This window comes from Labrys neptuniae (assembly GCF_040797145.1).
Lineage (GTDB): Bacteria > Pseudomonadota > Alphaproteobacteria > Rhizobiales > Labraceae > Labrys > Labrys neptuniae.
Map to the genome: position 1 here is coordinate 1,052,513 of NZ_JBFNQD010000001.1, position 15,355 is coordinate 1,067,867.

The 15,355-nt window shown below is 63.5% G+C and carries 11 protein-coding genes and 1 pseudogene; 4 read left to right on the top strand and 8 right to left on the bottom strand.

Going from position 1 to position 15,355, the window contains the following annotated elements:
• The first annotated feature begins 143 nt into the window (after nucleotides 1-143).
• Both fae and ABXS05_RS05055 read left to right on the top strand, forming a co-directional pair.
• Nucleotides 144-683: a formaldehyde-activating enzyme gene (gene fae, locus ABXS05_RS05050; protein ID WP_068289909.1), complete on the top strand. Its 540-nt coding sequence runs from the start codon at nucleotides 144-146 to the stop codon at nucleotides 681-683.
• A gap of 243 nt (nucleotides 684-926) precedes the next feature.
• Nucleotides 927-2,207: a cystathionine gamma-synthase family protein gene (locus ABXS05_RS05055; RefSeq protein ID WP_367623141.1), complete on the top strand. Its 1,281-nt coding sequence runs from the start codon at nucleotides 927-929 to the stop codon at nucleotides 2,205-2,207.
• Nucleotides 2,208-2,214: 7 nt separating this feature from the next.
• On the opposite strand, the gene attM is transcribed toward ABXS05_RS05055, so the two are convergent.
• Nucleotides 2,215-3,006 (bottom strand): AttM family quorum-quenching N-acyl homoserine lactonase, encoded by a 792-nt coding sequence (gene attM / locus ABXS05_RS05060; RefSeq protein ID WP_367623142.1) that lies wholly within the window; start codon nucleotides 3,004-3,006, stop codon nucleotides 2,215-2,217.
• 117 nt (nucleotides 3,007-3,123) lie between these two features.
• Here attM and ABXS05_RS05065 point away from each other — a divergent pair, with 117 nt between their 5' ends.
• Nucleotides 3,124-3,981, top strand: a complete 858-nt coding sequence (locus tag ABXS05_RS05065) for a LysR family transcriptional regulator (protein ID WP_311935346.1) — start codon at nucleotides 3,124-3,126, stop codon at nucleotides 3,979-3,981.
• A gap of 78 nt (nucleotides 3,982-4,059) precedes the next feature.
• Here the strand turns inward: ABXS05_RS05065 and ABXS05_RS05070 are convergent, their stop codons facing one another.
• Nucleotides 4,060-5,547, bottom strand: coding sequence for a hypothetical protein (locus tag ABXS05_RS05070; protein ID WP_367623143.1), 1,488 nt, complete (start codon nucleotides 5,545-5,547; stop codon nucleotides 4,060-4,062).
• Nucleotides 5,548-5,758: 211 nt separating this feature from the next.
• Entirely contained in the window at nucleotides 5,759-7,201 is a 1,443-nt protein-coding gene (locus ABXS05_RS05075) for a hypothetical protein (RefSeq protein ID WP_367623144.1), read from the bottom strand.
• A 257-nt stretch (nucleotides 7,202-7,458) separates the two neighbouring features.
• Between ABXS05_RS05075 and ABXS05_RS05080 the strand changes: the two genes are divergently transcribed.
• On the top strand, nucleotides 7,459-9,039 hold the full coding sequence (locus ABXS05_RS05080) for an alkaline phosphatase D family protein (RefSeq protein WP_367623145.1): 1,581 nt from the start codon (nucleotides 7,459-7,461) through the stop codon (nucleotides 9,037-9,039).
• 204 nt (nucleotides 9,040-9,243) lie between these two features.
• Here ABXS05_RS05080 and ABXS05_RS05085 read toward each other — a convergent pair whose 3' ends face one another.
• From ABXS05_RS05085 to dctP, 5 genes and pseudogenes are all read right to left on the bottom strand, one after another.
• Nucleotides 9,244-10,761: a malonate--CoA ligase gene (locus ABXS05_RS05085; RefSeq protein WP_367623146.1), complete on the bottom strand. Its 1,518-nt coding sequence runs from the start codon at nucleotides 10,759-10,761 to the stop codon at nucleotides 9,244-9,246.
• A 10-nt stretch (nucleotides 10,762-10,771) separates the two neighbouring features.
• On the bottom strand, nucleotides 10,772-12,196 hold the full coding sequence (locus tag ABXS05_RS05090; RefSeq protein WP_367623147.1) for a malonyl-CoA decarboxylase: 1,425 nt from the start codon (nucleotides 12,194-12,196) through the stop codon (nucleotides 10,772-10,774).
• Nucleotides 12,197-12,235: 39 nt separating this feature from the next.
• The gene (locus tag ABXS05_RS05095; protein ID WP_367623430.1) at nucleotides 12,236-13,579 is read right to left on the bottom strand and encodes a TRAP transporter large permease; all 1,344 of its coding nucleotides are present in this window, start codon (nucleotides 13,577-13,579) and stop codon (nucleotides 12,236-12,238) included.
• A gap of 96 nt (nucleotides 13,580-13,675) precedes the next feature.
• Nucleotides 13,676-14,191 (bottom strand): annotated as a pseudogene (locus tag ABXS05_RS05100) (TRAP transporter small permease); the annotation flags it as partial.
• A 1-nt stretch (nucleotide 14,192) separates the two neighbouring features.
• Nucleotides 14,193-15,233, bottom strand: coding sequence for a TRAP transporter substrate-binding protein DctP (gene dctP / locus ABXS05_RS05105; RefSeq protein WP_367623148.1), 1,041 nt, complete (start codon nucleotides 15,231-15,233; stop codon nucleotides 14,193-14,195).
• Between the last annotated feature and the right edge of the window lie 122 nt (nucleotides 15,234-15,355).

A 15,355-nucleotide genomic window follows, 5' to 3' on the forward strand; every position in this document is an offset into this window, starting at 1 on the left:
GGCAAATTTGCGACTCCCCCCGGTCAACTATGCGTCCTTTTTTCACAAGCCCCGAGGCTTGCGATTTTGAGGACCGCCGGCCCATCATCCGCTGCCGCAGAAAGGGTTCATCGTGCCGATGGGCTTGGAACAGGAGCAGTGACTTGACCGACATCATCTTTCGCACCGGCGAAGCCACCGTGCTCGCCAAGGAAGGCCAATACACGGACGCCATGCCGGAGGTGCTGATCGGCTCCGTCGACGGGCCTGTCGGCCACGGCTTCGCCGCCATGCTCGGCCAGACGGTCGGCCATACCCGCATGTTCGTGGTGCGCGACCTCAACCAGCTCGTCCGCCCGGCCACGATGATGACGACAAAGGTGACGATCCACAATGCCGCCTATGTCGAGCTTCTCGGCGGCGTCGTTCAGGGAGCGACCGGCGACGCGATCGTCGACTGCGTCATCGAGGGCGTGCTGCCGAAGGACCAGACAGACAAGATCTGCATCATCATCACGATCTGGCTCGATCCGCGCTGTCCGGCAGATCCCAATCTCGACAAGGCCGACCTCTATCGCACCAACTATGAGGCGACCAAGCTCGCCATTCGCCGTGCCATGACCGGGGAGCCCACCATCGACGAATTGATTGCCAACCGGAAGACCATCAAACATTATGCGCTCGACGGCGTCGTCGAATATTGAGCCGGCATGAGGCGCCCCCGCCGCACTTCGGAAAGAGCGGTTAACTGATCATCAGGCTGTCATCCCCGGCCGAGCGCAGCGAGGGGAAGGGGATGACAATATTTCGGTTCATTTATACTTCGTGGGCTCCGAAGGAGTCGGCCGGTCGAGCGACCGACTCCTTCCCTTTGACAGACGTCATGGCCGACCGCACCATACGCGCCACACCACTGCTTCCGAGGTTGCACGTGAAAGGAGCCGGTCATGGCCGTCGATCGCAGCCACAAGCACACGCTGGGCAATCATCCCCTGCATCCTGAAACCTTGATGCTGGGCTATGGCTACGATCCGGCCCTCTCGGAGGGCTCGGTGAAACCGCCGGTATTCCTCACCTCTACCTTCGTGTTCCAATCGGCGGAGGACGGGCGCGACTTCTTCGACTACACCTCGGGCCGGCGCACGCCGCCCGCCGGCAGCGCGGCGGGGCTGGTCTATTCGCGCTTCAACCACCCCAACACCGAGATCGTCGAGGATCGCCTCGCCATTTATGAAGGCGGCGAAGCGGCTCTGCTGTTCTCCTCGGGCATGGCCGCCATCTCCATGGCCGTGCTGGCCTATGCCCGCCCCGGCGACGTCGTGCTGCACAGCCAGCCGCTCTATGGCGGCACCGAGACGCTGCTCGCCCGCACCCTCGCCGATTTCGGCATCGGGCATGCGGGCTTCATGGACGGCCTTCATGCCGCCTCGATCAACCAGGCCGCCGACAAGGCGATGGCGGCAGGCCGGGTCAGCACCATCCTGATCGAGACGCCCTCCAATCCGATCAACACGCTGGTCGACTTCTCCCTCATCGGCGCAGCCGCCGATCGCATTGCCGACATGCAGGGTGCACGACCGGTGATCATCTGCGACAACACGCTGCTGGGGCCGCTCTTCCAGCGGCCTCTCGGCCATGGCGTCGATATCGTGGTCTATTCAGCCACCAAATATATCGGCGGCCACAGCGACCTCATCGCCGGCGCGGCGATCGGCAGCAAAACGGCGTTGAAACCGGTGCGGGCGCTGCGCAGCGCCGTCGGCACCCAGCTCGATCCCCACACCTGCTGGATGCTCGGCCGATCGCTCGAAACCTTGTCGTTGCGCATGCAGGCGGCCGCGCGCAATGCCGTGGCCGTCGCCGATTTCCTGGCCGCCCATGCCGGCGTCACCGCCGTGCATGCCCTGCATGCTCTGCCGGAGGACAGCCCGGCGCGCCGGGTGTTCGAGCGGCAATGCACCGGCGCGGGCTCGACCTTCTCCATCGAGATCAAGGGCGGCCAGGCCGAGGCCTTCCGGCTGCTCAATGCCCTGAAAGTGTTCAAGCTCGCTGTCAGCCTCGGCGGCACCGAGTCCCTCGCCAGCCATCCCGCCTCGACCACCCATTCGGGCGTGCCGGCCGAGCTGAGGGCCCAGCTCGGCGTGACCGATGCCACTATCCGGCTGAGTGTCGGCATCGAGAATGCCGAGGATCTGATCGCCGATCTCGCCCAGGCGCTGGAGGCCTGAGCGGTGGTTAATCGTAGAAATGGGGCGCCTGCCTGAAGCCGGCCCAGGCTTCGGGATCATGGCCCGGCACCACGGTCGCGCTCACCCGATCGGCGAGGAAACGCAGCTTGCGCACCGAGCGGGCCACATCGCTGGCCGAACTCATCAGGCCCGGCAGCGCCTTCTCGTTCCAGTGGTCCCAGGTATAGGCGGCATCGATCGCCAGCAGGAACGGACCGCTGTTCGGAAGATCGACCATCACGGATTGATGGCCGGGCGAATGGCCCGGCGTGAACAGGATCCGGATGGTGCCATCGCCATAGAGATCGAAGCCATCCGTCGCCTCGCCGTCCAAGAACTGCCAGACAAGACCCGGCCGGTCGAAATCCCGGCGGACATAGGCCGCCGCCGTGAACCAGTCCGGCGTGAAGGCATATTCATATTCCCGGCGTTGCACGATGTGAGTGGCATTGGGAAAGCGCCCGATGGCGCCGGTATGGTCCGAATGCAGGTGCGAGAGCAGCACGAAGCGGATATCGCCGGGCCGGATGCCGAGCGCTTCAAGCTGGGTGAGGCAGCCTTGTTCGGGTGTCATCACCGGGCGGAAGACCTCGACGCTGCCGCCCCAATAGGCCTTGGGATCGGCAAGGCCCTCCGCCGCCAGGCCACCGTCGATCAGCACTGCACCTTTCGGATGCATCACCAGGAACCAGGGTACCGGGATCTCGCAATCCTCCCCCTCGCCCTGATTCATCTTGATGTGGTGCAGCTTGCAGCGCTGGGTGCCGGACTGGAACATATACAATCGTAGACTAGACATTTGAAACTCCGACGGTCCGTCGGCTCCTTCAACGCGGATCGCAATTGTATAAGGGCGCGCTTCCAATCGGAAAATCGGGAATATATGATATCATCCATTAGGAAAGCAGATGGATAAATGCGCCCCTTCGACCTCGATCTCCTGCAGACCCTCGTCGCCATTGCCGAGACAGGCAGCCTGTCGGCAGCAGCGCCACGGGTTCATCGCTCGCAATCGGCCGTCAGCGAACAGATGCGCAAGCTCGAGCAGCATTGCGGCGTGACCTTGCTGGTGCGCGGCAAGCTCGGCGCCAGCCTCACATCCGCCGGCGAACGCCTGGTCGTGCACGCACGCCGGCTGCTGGCACTCAGCGAGGAGGCTTTTCGAGATGTCCTGGGTATGCCGCTCGCCGGCGATCTGCGCCTGGCCATAACCGACTATTTCCGCCCGGCGACGATCACGCTCCTGCTCAAGCGCCTGCGCGAGCGCTATCCGCAGCTCAAGCTGCATGTCGCGACCCGCCAGAGCCTGATGATCGAAAACCGCCGCGACTTCGACATCGGCCTGTCCATGCGCCTTCTCGACGACGACAGTGCGTCCGACGAGGACGGCCGCATCCGGCTCGGCCGCGAGCCCTTGTCCTGGATTGCCTCGCCCGCCCTTGCCCTTGATGCGGCCCGGCGTCTGCCGCTGGTCGTGCTTCCCGAGGCCTGTTCCCTTCAGCGCCTGATCATCCGCACGCTCAACCAAAGCGATATCGACTACGAGATCGCCCATTCGGCCGCCGGGGTCGCCGGCCTGCATTTGGCGCTCGCCGCCGGCCTGGGCTTGGCCTGCCTCAACCGTTCCGCCATACCGGCCGGCATGGCCACTCTCGATGGCGATTTCGGCCTGCCGGCCATGCCGGACATCGAATTCTCCATCCTGCCGCCCCAGGCCGGCGAATCCGCCCTTGTGGCGGAAGTCCGCCATTTGCTGGCCAAGGAACTTGCCTGATCGGGCTGCTCCAGACGCGAAGAGGGCAGCCTTTCGGTAAAGCCGCCCTCGAAATCCTGCCCGCCGTTTGGGAGCGCTCTATTTCTGCGCGCCCGGCCCGAAGGACTGACCGTTCACCGTGACTTTGCGGGCAAGACTGTCGAAGTCGATGTCCCAGGTCAGCCGGCCGTCCGGCCCGGTCTTGGCCAGCCCCTTGAGGAAGGCGATGCCCATGGCCGCACGCTGCGGCCCGGGATCGGAGGCACCGGCCTTGCCGAGAGCGGCGGCGATCTCATCCAGGTTGGAGGCCGAAACCGTCGCCTTGCCCTGCTGCGCTGGCAGCAGCGACGTCTCCCCCTGCCCCTTCACGTCGAAGGCGGGCGCCGTCAGGCTCTGGCCGAAAGCGAGCTTGGGCTGGCCCGCCAGAAGCAATGGCATCAGCGCCGCCTTGAGCGCATCCGGTTGAGCCGGTTTGGTGTCGGTGCCAACCTCGATCATCTTGCCGGCGATCGTCTCGAGATCGAGCCCGGTCAGGTTGAAATCGAGCGTCGCCTTTTCCGGCACCAGAGACTTGGCCCAGTCGGGCAGCATGCCATCCGGCAGGGCAAGGCCGCTCATGGCCAGATTCAGGCCGACATTGCCCGTCTTCACCAGACCGTTCGAAGCGAGGTTGGTATCCACCGTGGCAATCCTGATGATGCCCTTGGGCGTCCCCACCGTCATGTTGTCATAGCGGATCTGCGCGGACAGTGTCTTCCACAGCGGCAGCACGGCCTTCAGCTTGGCCCGCGCCTGCTCCTGGGCCGCCTTGCCATTGTCCCCCACCTTGCGGGCCGCGAAATAGGCCAGGGCCTGCATGAATTGCGCGCCGCTGGAGCCATTGGCCACGAAAGTCTCGTGCACGCGATCCGCGCGCAGCACCATCGGCGGCGCCGGATTGGCGGGATCCTTGACGGTGACCGTCTCGACGAGGTCCAGCAGGTCGCCCGTCACGTTCAGATCCGTCGTGCCGGCCTCCCCCGTTTTGCCGGTGATGGTGAAATCGATCTTGCCGACGGTGGCGTCGATGTCCTCGAGCGGCGAACGCATCGTCAGGGCGGCGGACTCGCAACGCATGGCCTGTTCGGTGAATTGCTCGGCCTTGGGGTCATAGACGCCCTTTCCGGTACAATTCTTCAAGCGCTGGACCAGTTCGCTCTGCGGTCCGGCCTTGCCCGATTTGTAGACCATATCGAGCGCAGGACTGTTCTGCTCAAAAGCATATTTACCGTCCCCCTGGGGGATCAGGCGGGCGGTAAACGGGCCGAAGCTGAATTGGGCGCCATCTGCAGGCAAGCCGAGCTTGCTGCTGCTGACATCATAGGTGAGATCATAGCTCTCGAAATTGGGTTTGACCGTGACGATACCCTTCTCGAACACTTTCGGGCCGAGATAGCGGGCGATCTCGTCGCGGATCGCCTTGGCGCCTTGCTCGGTGGCGGGTTCGGCCAGGGCCTGTGAGGAGGCCTGCGCGACAAGCGCCACGCTGGCCAGAATGACCCGGCGCCGAACACCGTATTTACGCTCAGATTTCTTCAGGAAAATCATAAAATACCCGGTCTGCCATGTGAAAGATTTCGTCCCCTGGAGCAAAGCCATTTGGACGGAAACTCTACTTTGCTCCAGCTCTCTGGTTCGGCGTGTCTTTGCGATTCTTGACGTTTCCGCCAAATCTCCCAACGCTTTGTGCCACAGGTGAAAGCGTGCTGCCTGTGAAATTTTGCTGCAAGCTATGTGTTTGAATCACCAGACAGCGTTGCTACTGGCGCGTCCCGGGCCCAAAGGACTGGCCGTTCACCGTGATCTTGCTCATCTGCCTCTCGAACTCGACATTCCAGATCAACCGGCCATCGGACCCCGTCTTTGCCAGGCCCTTGAGGAAGGCGCCCCCCAATGCAGCGCGCCGGGACATGGGATCGGAAACAGCCGCCTTGGCGAGAACTGCGTCTATGGCATCGACACCCGCAGCCGAAATGATAGCCTTCCCTCCTTGCGAGGGGAATATCGACGTCATCCCCTGCCCCTTGATGTCGTAGCCCGAGGCCGTTGCCGTCGCATCAAATGCGAGTGTCGCCCGATTATTGCTGAAGACACGCAACAAAAGAGCATGCATTTCCCCTGGCACCGGCGAGCCGCCCCTGGTAGCCACCTCGATCGCGCCATCGACAAGGCTTTCCAGATCGAGATCTTTCAACCTGGTATCGAGCGTGATCTTCTCCGGCACCAGGATGGCGGCCCAACTGGGTAGCACGGTTCCGGGTACCTGCATGCCGGAAACACTTAAGGTCCCATCCAGGTCGGTATGCTCGACCAGGCCCTCATTCTTCATGGCTGCGTCGATGACGGCGAACTTGATCGGCCCACGAGGCGTGCCCCAACTCAGATTCTCATAGTGCGACTTCAGCGAGGCATTGCTCCAAAGCGGCATGACGCCCTTGGCGAGCGCCTCAATCTCCGCGCGCGTTGCAGTGCCAGGCCCGCGGAGAAACCGATCGGATAGAAAAGCAAAGGCTGTCGTCAATCCAGTCTTCCTCAGGCCCGAAACGGAAAAATCGTGACGAATTCCGTCGACTTTGGTGGTCATCTCCGGTTTCGGCAGCGACGTCGGCAAGGCATCGCCAATCCTGGCGCCGAAGGTTTCGACAAAACTCGATACCTCATAGGATATCCGGCCATCGATGTTGCCGTCCGCCACCGCCGTGCCGGCCAACTTGAGACTGATGAGCCCTGTCTTGCCCTCCCCTCCAAAGACACCGACGGAGTTGGAGGCGGTGCTGCTTTCGCATTGAAGATTGCCCTCCGAAACCAGGAAGGCATCCAGATCGAGCAAGCCTTCACCGGAACAGTTCACCAAGCGACGCGATCCTTCTTCGCTGAAAAACAAGGCTGGGTTCCTGCAAGTCAGCTCGAGTGTGGATTTGGGAAGTTCGAAGGCAAAGCGTCGCTCTCCCTTCGGCGTGAGCCGGAGGGTGAAAGGCTTCAGGCTGAATGTCATCCCATCGCCGGGCAGGCCGAGCTTGGCACTACCGATGTCGAGTGCGAGATCGTAGCCCTCGCCATCGGGTTTCACGCTGATGACGCCCTTGTCGATCCAGACCTTGCCGAGATTGCGGCCCAAGGCGTCGGTGATCTCCCTGGCACCGCCATCTGTCGCAGGCCCGGCGACGGCCGGCTTCCCCGGCAAACCGATGGCCAGCATCATACCGGCTAGCAGGGTCGCTCTAACGGTCTTGTGCCAAACGCCGAAACAGCTCGAAGCAACCATCGATTCCCCGATTCACTGGACGAATGCCGACCTTTCCTATGCCACATCACCGACCGCCTGACTCATGAATCCGTCTGGTGAAAGCGTGGGAACGTTCGATGCCGACAACCCTCTTTATAATTCCTCCAACCATTTGACATGCCACTGTCATGTCGATGGCCAAGAAGGAGCGCATTTCAAGCTGGAGAGTCGCCATGCGCTTCATCGAAAGACCTCTGTCCCGCCGCCGCTTCCTTACCGCAACAGCCGCAACCGGCCTGCTCGGGGCCACGGGCACGTTCGCCATGCCGGGCCTGTCCCGCGCCGCCGACCGCCCCGAAGTTACGGCCGGCCTGCAGTCGGGCGACGTCGCCGGCGACAGGGCGGTGCTGTGGTCGCGCACGGACCGCCCGGCCAATGCGATCTTCGAATGGTCGACGACCGAGAGCTTCAAGACGGTGAACCGGCTGCCGACGGTGACCGCCTCGCCCGAGACCGACTACACCGTGAAGATCCTGGCCGAAGGCTTGCCGGCCGATCAGGAGATCTTCTACCGCGTGCGCTTCCAGGATCTCGCCCATACCAGCGTCGAGAGCGAAGTGGTCACTGGGCACCTGCGTTCGGCCCCGGCCGGACTGCGTGACGTCTCCTTCGTCTGGTCCGGCGACACGGCCGGCCAGGGCTGGGGCATCGATGCCGACCGCGGCGGCATGAAGATCTATTCGGCCATGCTCAAGCACAATCCGGATTTCTTCATCCATTCGGGCGACAACATCTATGCTGACGGCGTGATCAAGCCCGAGGTGAAGCTGCCGGACGGCACCGTCTGGAAGAACATCGTCACGCCGGAAAAGTCCAAGGTCGCCGAGACTCTCGACGAATATCGCGGACAGTACAAATACAACCTCATGGACAAGAACTTCCGCGCTCTCTACCAGCAGGTTCCGGTCATCACCCAGTGGGACGACCATGAGGTGACCAACAACTGGTCGTCCTCCAAGGACCTGCTCAGCGACGATCGCTACAAGGAAAAGTCGATTGCGGCCCTGGCGGCGCGCGCCGCACAGGCCTTCCACGAATATATGCCGATCGCCACCACGCTGGCCGAGCCGCGCCGGGTCTATCGCAAGATCCCATACGGCCCGCTGCTCGACGTCTTCATGCTCGACATGCGTACCTATCGCGGCCCGAACGGCGCCAATCTGCAGACCACCGAAGGCGGGGAAGCGGCCTTCCTCGGCGCCGAGCAGCTTGCTTGGCTCAAGCGTGAGCTCGCCAACTCCAAGGCGACCTGGAAGGTGATCGCCGCCGACATGCCGCTGGCTCTGGTGGTGTGGGACAAGGCCGAACAGAAGAAGGGCTTCGAGGCCGTCTCGAACAACGACAATGGCAAGCCGCTCGGCCGCGAGCTCGAATTCGCCGATCTCCTGCGCTTCATCAGGGCGGCCGGCGTCAAGAACACGGTGTGGCTGACGGCCGACGTCCACTACACCGCCGCCCATTACTACAACCCGGACAAGGCGGCGTTCCAGGATTTCGACCCCTTCTGGGAATTCGTCTCCGGTCCGCTCCATTCGGGCACGTTCGGCCCCAACGACCTCGACATGACCTTCGGGCCCGAGCTCAAATATGTGAAGGCACCGGAAGGCGGCCAGCAGAACCTGTCGCCCGCGGCCGGCCTGCAATTCTTCGGCCATGTCGCCATCGCCGCCGACACGCGGGTGATGACCGTCACCCTGCGCGACGCCGCCGATGCGGCATTGTGGTCGACGCAGCTCGAGCCGAAGCTGGGTTGAGGCCGAAAACCTTCTCCCCTTGCGGGAGAAGGTGCCGTAGCGTGGTCCCATAAGGACCACGCGTTCAAGTAAAGAACGTGGGGGCGGATGAGGGGTGTTGGCGCATGTCTTGGAAGGTCATGCTTCTCCCCTCATTCCCCTGCCGGGACCTCTAGTCAACTCAAGAGAGTTGACGATACCCGCAGGGGGAGAAGGCCACCATACTCATCCCCGCACGTAAAGATCCTTGTAGGTCGTCTGCAGCACGTTCTTCTGGACCTTGCCCATGGTGTTACGCGGCAACTCGTCGACGAAGAGCACGCGCTTGGGCTGCTTGAACTTGGCAAGGCGCCCCTCCAGGGTCTGGAGGATCGTCCGCTCCTCCACCGTGGCGCCGGGCTTGCGCACCACGACCGCCGTCACCCCCTCGCCGAAATCGGCATGCGGCACGCCGATGACGGCGCTTTCGAACACGCCGGGAATGCCGTCGATCTCCGTCTCCACTTCCTTGGGATAGACGTTGTAGCCACCTGTAATCACCAGATCCTTGCCGCGCCCGACAATATGGACATAACCATCGGCGTCGATCTTGCCGAGATCGCCGGTGATGAAGAAACCATCCGGCCGAAACTCGGACCTGGTCTTTTCCGGCATGCGCCAATAGCCCTTGAACACATTGGGGCCCTTCACCTCGATCATGCCGATCTCGCCCTGCGGCAAGGCCTCGCCCGTCTCGGGCTTCACGATGCGCAGGGAGATACCCGGCAAGGGCATGCCGACGGCGCCGGCCACGCGCGCGCCGTCATAGGGGTTGGAGGTGATCATGTTGGTTTCGGTCATGCCGTAACGCTCGAGAATGGCATGGCCCGTACGCGCTCTCCATTGCTCATGAGTCTCCGACAGCAAGGGAGCCGATCCCGACACGAACAGCCGCATATGGGCGGTCGCATCGGGCGTGAGGCCCTCCTGCTGCAGGAGGCGCACATAGAAGGTCGGCACGCCCATCATGGAGGTGGCCTTGGCCAGGTGGTGCAGCACTTCCGCCGCATCGAAGCGCGGCAGGAAGATCAGCGACGAGCCCGCCATCAAGGTGGTGTTGATGGCCACGAACAGGCCATGCGTATGAAAGATCGGCAAAGCGTGCAGCAGCACGTCGGCCTGGCTGAAACGCCAATAGTCGGCCAGGGTGACGGCGTTGGACGCCAAGTTTCCATACGTCAACATCGCGCCCTTGGAGCGCCCCGTGGTGCCGGAGGTATAGAGCAGCGCCGCCAGGTCGTCCTCGCCGCGCGCGACGTCGTCGAAACTTTCCGCTGCGCCTTTCGCCGCCTCGGCGAGCGACCCGTCGTCATGGCTTCCCAACGTCGCGACGGCGGCACCGAGCCGGGTGCCGATCTCGCCGAGTTCGCCCGCCTTTTCCGGTGCGCAGACCAGCAGGCGCGGTTCGGCATCGCCGACGAAATAGTCGAGCTCGGCCTTGGTATAGGCGGTGTTGAGAGGCACGAACACCGCACCGGCCCGCACACAGGCAAGATAGAGAAACACCGCCTGCGGGCTCTTCTCGACCTGGACGACCACGCGATCGCCAGTCTCGACCCCATAGCCGCGCAGAGCGTTGGCATAGCGACCCGACCAGGCGAGCACGGCGCCATAGTCGAAGCCGCTGCCGTCGGCGAGGGTCAGGAAGGGTTTCCCCGGTTCCGGCATCCGGGAACGGATCAGGGTGAAGAGATGGTTCGACACGCAAATTTCCTCAGGGATTGGATGACGGCCGGCCGGCCGTTTTGGAGTTGGCAGCGGGCGGCGGCAAGGCCGGTACGGCCGGCTTGCGACGCGCGGGCTTCGCTTCCACGGTTTTCAGGAGCTTGCGCACGGCCGGGCTCGCGGCGATGACGCCCTGATTGGCGAAAGCCTCGTGATTGGCCTCGATGGCATCGAGATCGTAGAGGTAGTTGACCATGAGGCCGCCGGCCTGGCGCAGCCCGTTCGGCGAGACGTCGCCGCGCCAGTTGATACGTTCGAGACGGGCGCCATTGCCGAGATGGAAGCGCGCCACCGGATCGACCGGCGCGCCCGACGATGTTCTAGCAGCGAGGAAATAATGGGCGGCAGCCGCGAGCTGCGCCTCGCGCATGGTCTCCGTCGGCCCGGTGCCGCCCTGCTCGGCCGGCCTGAACAGCCCCTCCAGCACCGTGAGATCGGCCACGCCAGGAATATGCGGCTCGTCCTTGGCGAGTTCGCGCTTAAGCCAGCCCATGAAGCCGGGAACCGGCGACAGGGTGACGAAATTCTTCAGCTTCGGCAGGTCGCGCCTCAGTTCCTCGACCACCTGCTTGATCAGGAGATTGCCGAAGGACACGCGGCGCAGGCCGACCTGGCAGTTGGAGATCGAGTAGAACACCGCGGTGGTCGCATCCTCGGCCCGGATCGGCTTGCGTTCGAGATCGAGCAGAGGCGCGATCGTCCCCGGTATGTCCTGCGTCAGGGCGACCTCGACGAACACCAGCGGCTCGTCCGCCATCTGCGGGTGGAAAAACGCGAAGCAACGCCGATCCGAAGGCTCCAGCCGGCTGCGCAGATCGTCCCAGCTATGGATGGTATGCACCGCCTCATACTGGATGATCTTGGCCAGAATGTTCGCCGGCGTCGTCCAGTCGATCCGCTTCAGCATCAGGAAGCCCCGGTTGAACCATGACGAGAACAGATGGGCGAGATCCGCATCGAGGGCCTCCAGCTTCTCATTACCCGGCAGGCCGGCGAGTACGTCCTCGCGCAGCCGTACCAGGGCAGCCGTGCCCCCGGCGGGGCGGTTGAGCCGGCGGAAGAGCTCCTGGCGCCTCGGCTCGGCGGCAACGCTGAGCTCGGCCATGGCCCGGGGCGACTTGTCCTGCAGATAGGCCTCGATCGCCGCATCGAGGCGCGGCTGGTCGGGGCCGAAACCGTCGGCCAGCGCCGCCAGATGGTGCCGCCTTTGTTCCTCATCGGCCGCGGCATAGGCGTCGAGCCATTGCTGTGCCAGGGCAACACCGGAAACTTCGCCCCGGCCGGTCAGCAACGCATTGCTGAGGGCCAGCAGATCGGCCGATCGCACCGGGGATGCGGGGCGTTCGAGGCCGATGAGGCCCCTTCCCCGTTCGGCGACCGCTTCCAGGAATTCCTGCAGGAAGTTTCTGCTCATCGCTGTTCACCATACCCTGTCAAGGTCGAGTCATTGGGATTACCCCATGATCAGATCGGGCAGCCAGGTGGCGAGGCCGGGGATCAGGCAGGCCAACACCACCGCCAATGCCATCAATCCGACGAAAGGCAGCGTACCGCGCATGATATCCCCGAGCGGGATATCCGGCGCGATATTCTTGATCACGAAGATGTTGAGCCCCACCGGTGGGTGGATCAGGCCCATCTCCATGACGATGGTCATCACCACACCGAACCAGATCAGGTCGAAGCCGGCCGCTTTCAAGGGCGGCAGGATGATCGGCGCCGTCATCAGGATGATCGAGACCGGCGGCAGGAAGAAGCCGAGGACGACCACGAAGAGCAGGATGGCGGTGAGCAGCAGCCACTTCGACAGATTCAGGCTGATGATCCAGGCTGCCGCCGACTGGCTGATCTGGAGATAGCTCATCACATAGGAATAGAGCAGCGACATGCCGATGATCATCAAGAGCATGGTCGATTCCCTGAGCGTGCCCGAGAGGATCGGCATCACCTTGGAGGGCCGCCAGATACCGTACATGGCCGAGATCACCGCCAAGGCGAGCACGGCACCGACGCCGGCCGTCTCGGAGGGCGTCGCCCAGCCGGCATAGAGCACCACCATCACGCCGGCGAGGATGGAAACAAAGGGCACCACCCAGCCGATCATGCGAAGCTTCTGGGCGAAGGTATAGCTCTCCTCGTGCAGGATGGCAGAGCGAATGCCGGTGCGCTCGGCCTGGACCAGGGCCTGCTGTTTCTCCTTGCGGTAGTGCAGCATGGCGTAGACGGCGAACATCGTCATCAGGAGCAGGCCCGGGCCGATCCCGGCCAGGAACAGCTTGCCGAGCGAGACCTCAGCCGCCACCGCATAGAGCAGCATGGTCACCGAAGGCGGCAGGAGGATGCCGAGCGTGCCGCCGGCCGCGATGATCCCGGCGGCAAAGCCACCGGAATAGCCGCGAGCCCGCATCTCCGGAATGCCGGCGGCGCCGATGGCCGAGCAGGTGGCGGGCGAGGAGCCCGCCATGGCGGCGAACAGGCCACAGGCCACCGTGTTGGCAACGCCCAGCCCGCCCGGAATGCGATAAAGCCAGGCATGCAAGGCCGAATAGAGGTCCTTGCCGGCATTGGAACGGCCGATCGCCGCCCCCTTCAGGATGAAGAGTGGGATAGCAAGAATGATGACATTGGCCAGTTCCTCGTAGAAATTCTGTGCCAGCGTGTCGATCGAGGCCGCCGGCATGAACAGAATCATGAAGGTCAATGCCACCACGCCAAGCGCGAAGGCGATCGGCATGCCCGAGAACAGCACGATCAGTGTTGCCGCGCAGTAGGCGACGCCGATGCCCCATTGGGGCAGGCCGGTCAGCAGCGGCAGCGGCGGCCGAGACCACAGGCCGAAGGCAACCACCGCGAGCAGCACGATGATGCACACCGGAAGCGATCGTTCAGCCACCTGCAGGGCGACCTGCGCAGCCAGCAGCACCATGCCTGCCGTCAGCAGGGAATAGGGAATCCACAGAGGCGGGCCCCAGGCCGAATGCGAGGTCTGCTCGTCCACCCAGGCTTCGTGCAGCAGCGAGCCCGATTTCCAGGCGAACAGCACGCAGAAGAACAGCACCAGCGCATCGACCACCAGCCGCCTGGTGCCGGCGGCAGCCGGCAACCAATGGTCAAGGATGTCGATGCCGACATGGCCGCGCACCGCCTGCACCGAGGCCGCCGACAGGAAGATGGCGCCGGCGATCAGGTAGATGGTGACCTCATCCTGCCAGAGCACCGACTGGCGCGTCACATGCCCGGTGATGACACCGAAGGTGAGGACGATGGCCGCTGCCAGCAGAGCCACGGCCGACAGCCGGAAGGCGACGGCGTTGACCATCCCGAACACCCGCCGCACCCCACCTGCCTGCTCCGCCGGGCCGGCTTCGTCGGCGGCAAGGATGGCGTCATGCTGGATCGAGCCGCCCATCTCACGCCACCTTCTGTGCGAGCTTCAGCAACTCCGCAGCTTCGCTCGAGCGCGCCGCATAATCCTTCCAGGAACTGGCTTCGGCGATCTTGCGCCACTCGGCGAGGTCGGCCGCACTGAAATCGGCTACTTCGACACCCTTGGCGGCATAGACCTTGGCGACCTCCTCGTCGTCATGCTGCGCCTGCTTGGTGGCCCAGCCTTCCATTTCGGCGCCGACGTCGAGCAGCACCTTCTGCTGATCGGCCGGCAGGGCGTCGAAGATGGTCTTCGACATCAGCAGCGGTTCGAGCATGAACCAGAAGGAGCCTTTTCGCGCCGAGGTCAGCGATTTGGCGAGTTCCTCCAGGCGGAACGAGATCAGGCTGGTCGACGAAGTCACGGCCGCGTCGAGCGCACTAGTCTGCATGCCGATATAGATTTCGTTCGAGGGCATGGTGGAGACCTGTGCCCCGGCAGCGGTGAACATCAGGTCCATTTCGCGGCTGCCGCCACGGATCTTCAACCCCTTGGAGCTGTCGGGCGTCAGCACCGGCTTGCCGCGGGAGGCGACGCCGCCGCCCTGCCAGACCCAGGCGATGATCTTGATGCCCTTGGCCTCCAGGATGCCGGAGAGCGCCTTGCCGATCTCGGCATTCTTCCAGGCGGCGCCCTGCTCATAGCTCGTCACCAGGCAGGGCATCAGGCCCAGATTGGTGGCGTGCAGTTCACCCCCTGCATAGGCGACCGGAAACAGCGACATGTCCAAGGCGCCGCGGCGCATGGCCGAGAATTGCGCATTGGTCTTCATCAGCGAGGCATTGGCGTAGACGTCGAACTTCAGCGCCCCGCTGGTGCGCTTGTCCACCTCGGCGGCGAAGATGCGGCAGAGACGGTCCCGAAAATCGCCCTGCTCCGCCGTGCCGCCGGGAAATTGATGCGACATCTTCAGCGTGGTGGCGGCGCGGGCAGCGCCGGCGGACCGGATGACCAATGGCGTTGCAAGTGCGGCAGTCAGGATCTGCCTCCGGGTAAGCGACATCTGCCTCAAGGCACGTGACATGGCGTTTTCCTCTTCAATCCATCCGAGGCTGGCTGGTTCCGCCTGCGGTTGCATTCATCATTATTGCAGTTTTGAAACAGTTACAATAAAATTGTATACAAGTTTTGCGTGATTGACTCCGT

Coding starts and splice junctions, on each gene's coding strand:
- ABXS05_RS05055 (WP_367623141.1), top strand. CDS start 927: ATGGCCGTCGATCGCAGCCACAAGCACACGCTGGGCAATCATCCCCTG.
- attM (WP_367623142.1), bottom strand. CDS start 3,006: ATGTCTAGTCTACGATTGTATATGTTCCAGTCCGGCACCCAGCGCTGC.
- ABXS05_RS05065 (WP_311935346.1), top strand. CDS start 3,124: ATGCGCCCCTTCGACCTCGATCTCCTGCAGACCCTCGTCGCCATTGCC.
- ABXS05_RS05070 (WP_367623143.1), bottom strand. CDS start 5,547: ATGATTTTCCTGAAGAAATCTGAGCGTAAATACGGTGTTCGGCGCCGG.
- ABXS05_RS05075 (WP_367623144.1), bottom strand. CDS start 7,201: ATGATGCTGGCCATCGGTTTGCCGGGGAAGCCGGCCGTCGCCGGGCCT.
- ABXS05_RS05080 (WP_367623145.1), top strand. CDS start 7,459: ATGCGCTTCATCGAAAGACCTCTGTCCCGCCGCCGCTTCCTTACCGCA.
- ABXS05_RS05090 (WP_367623147.1), bottom strand. CDS start 12,196: ATGAGCAGAAACTTCCTGCAGGAATTCCTGGAAGCGGTCGCCGAACGG.
- dctP (WP_367623148.1), bottom strand. CDS start 15,233: ATGTCACGTGCCTTGAGGCAGATGTCGCTTACCCGGAGGCAGATCCTG.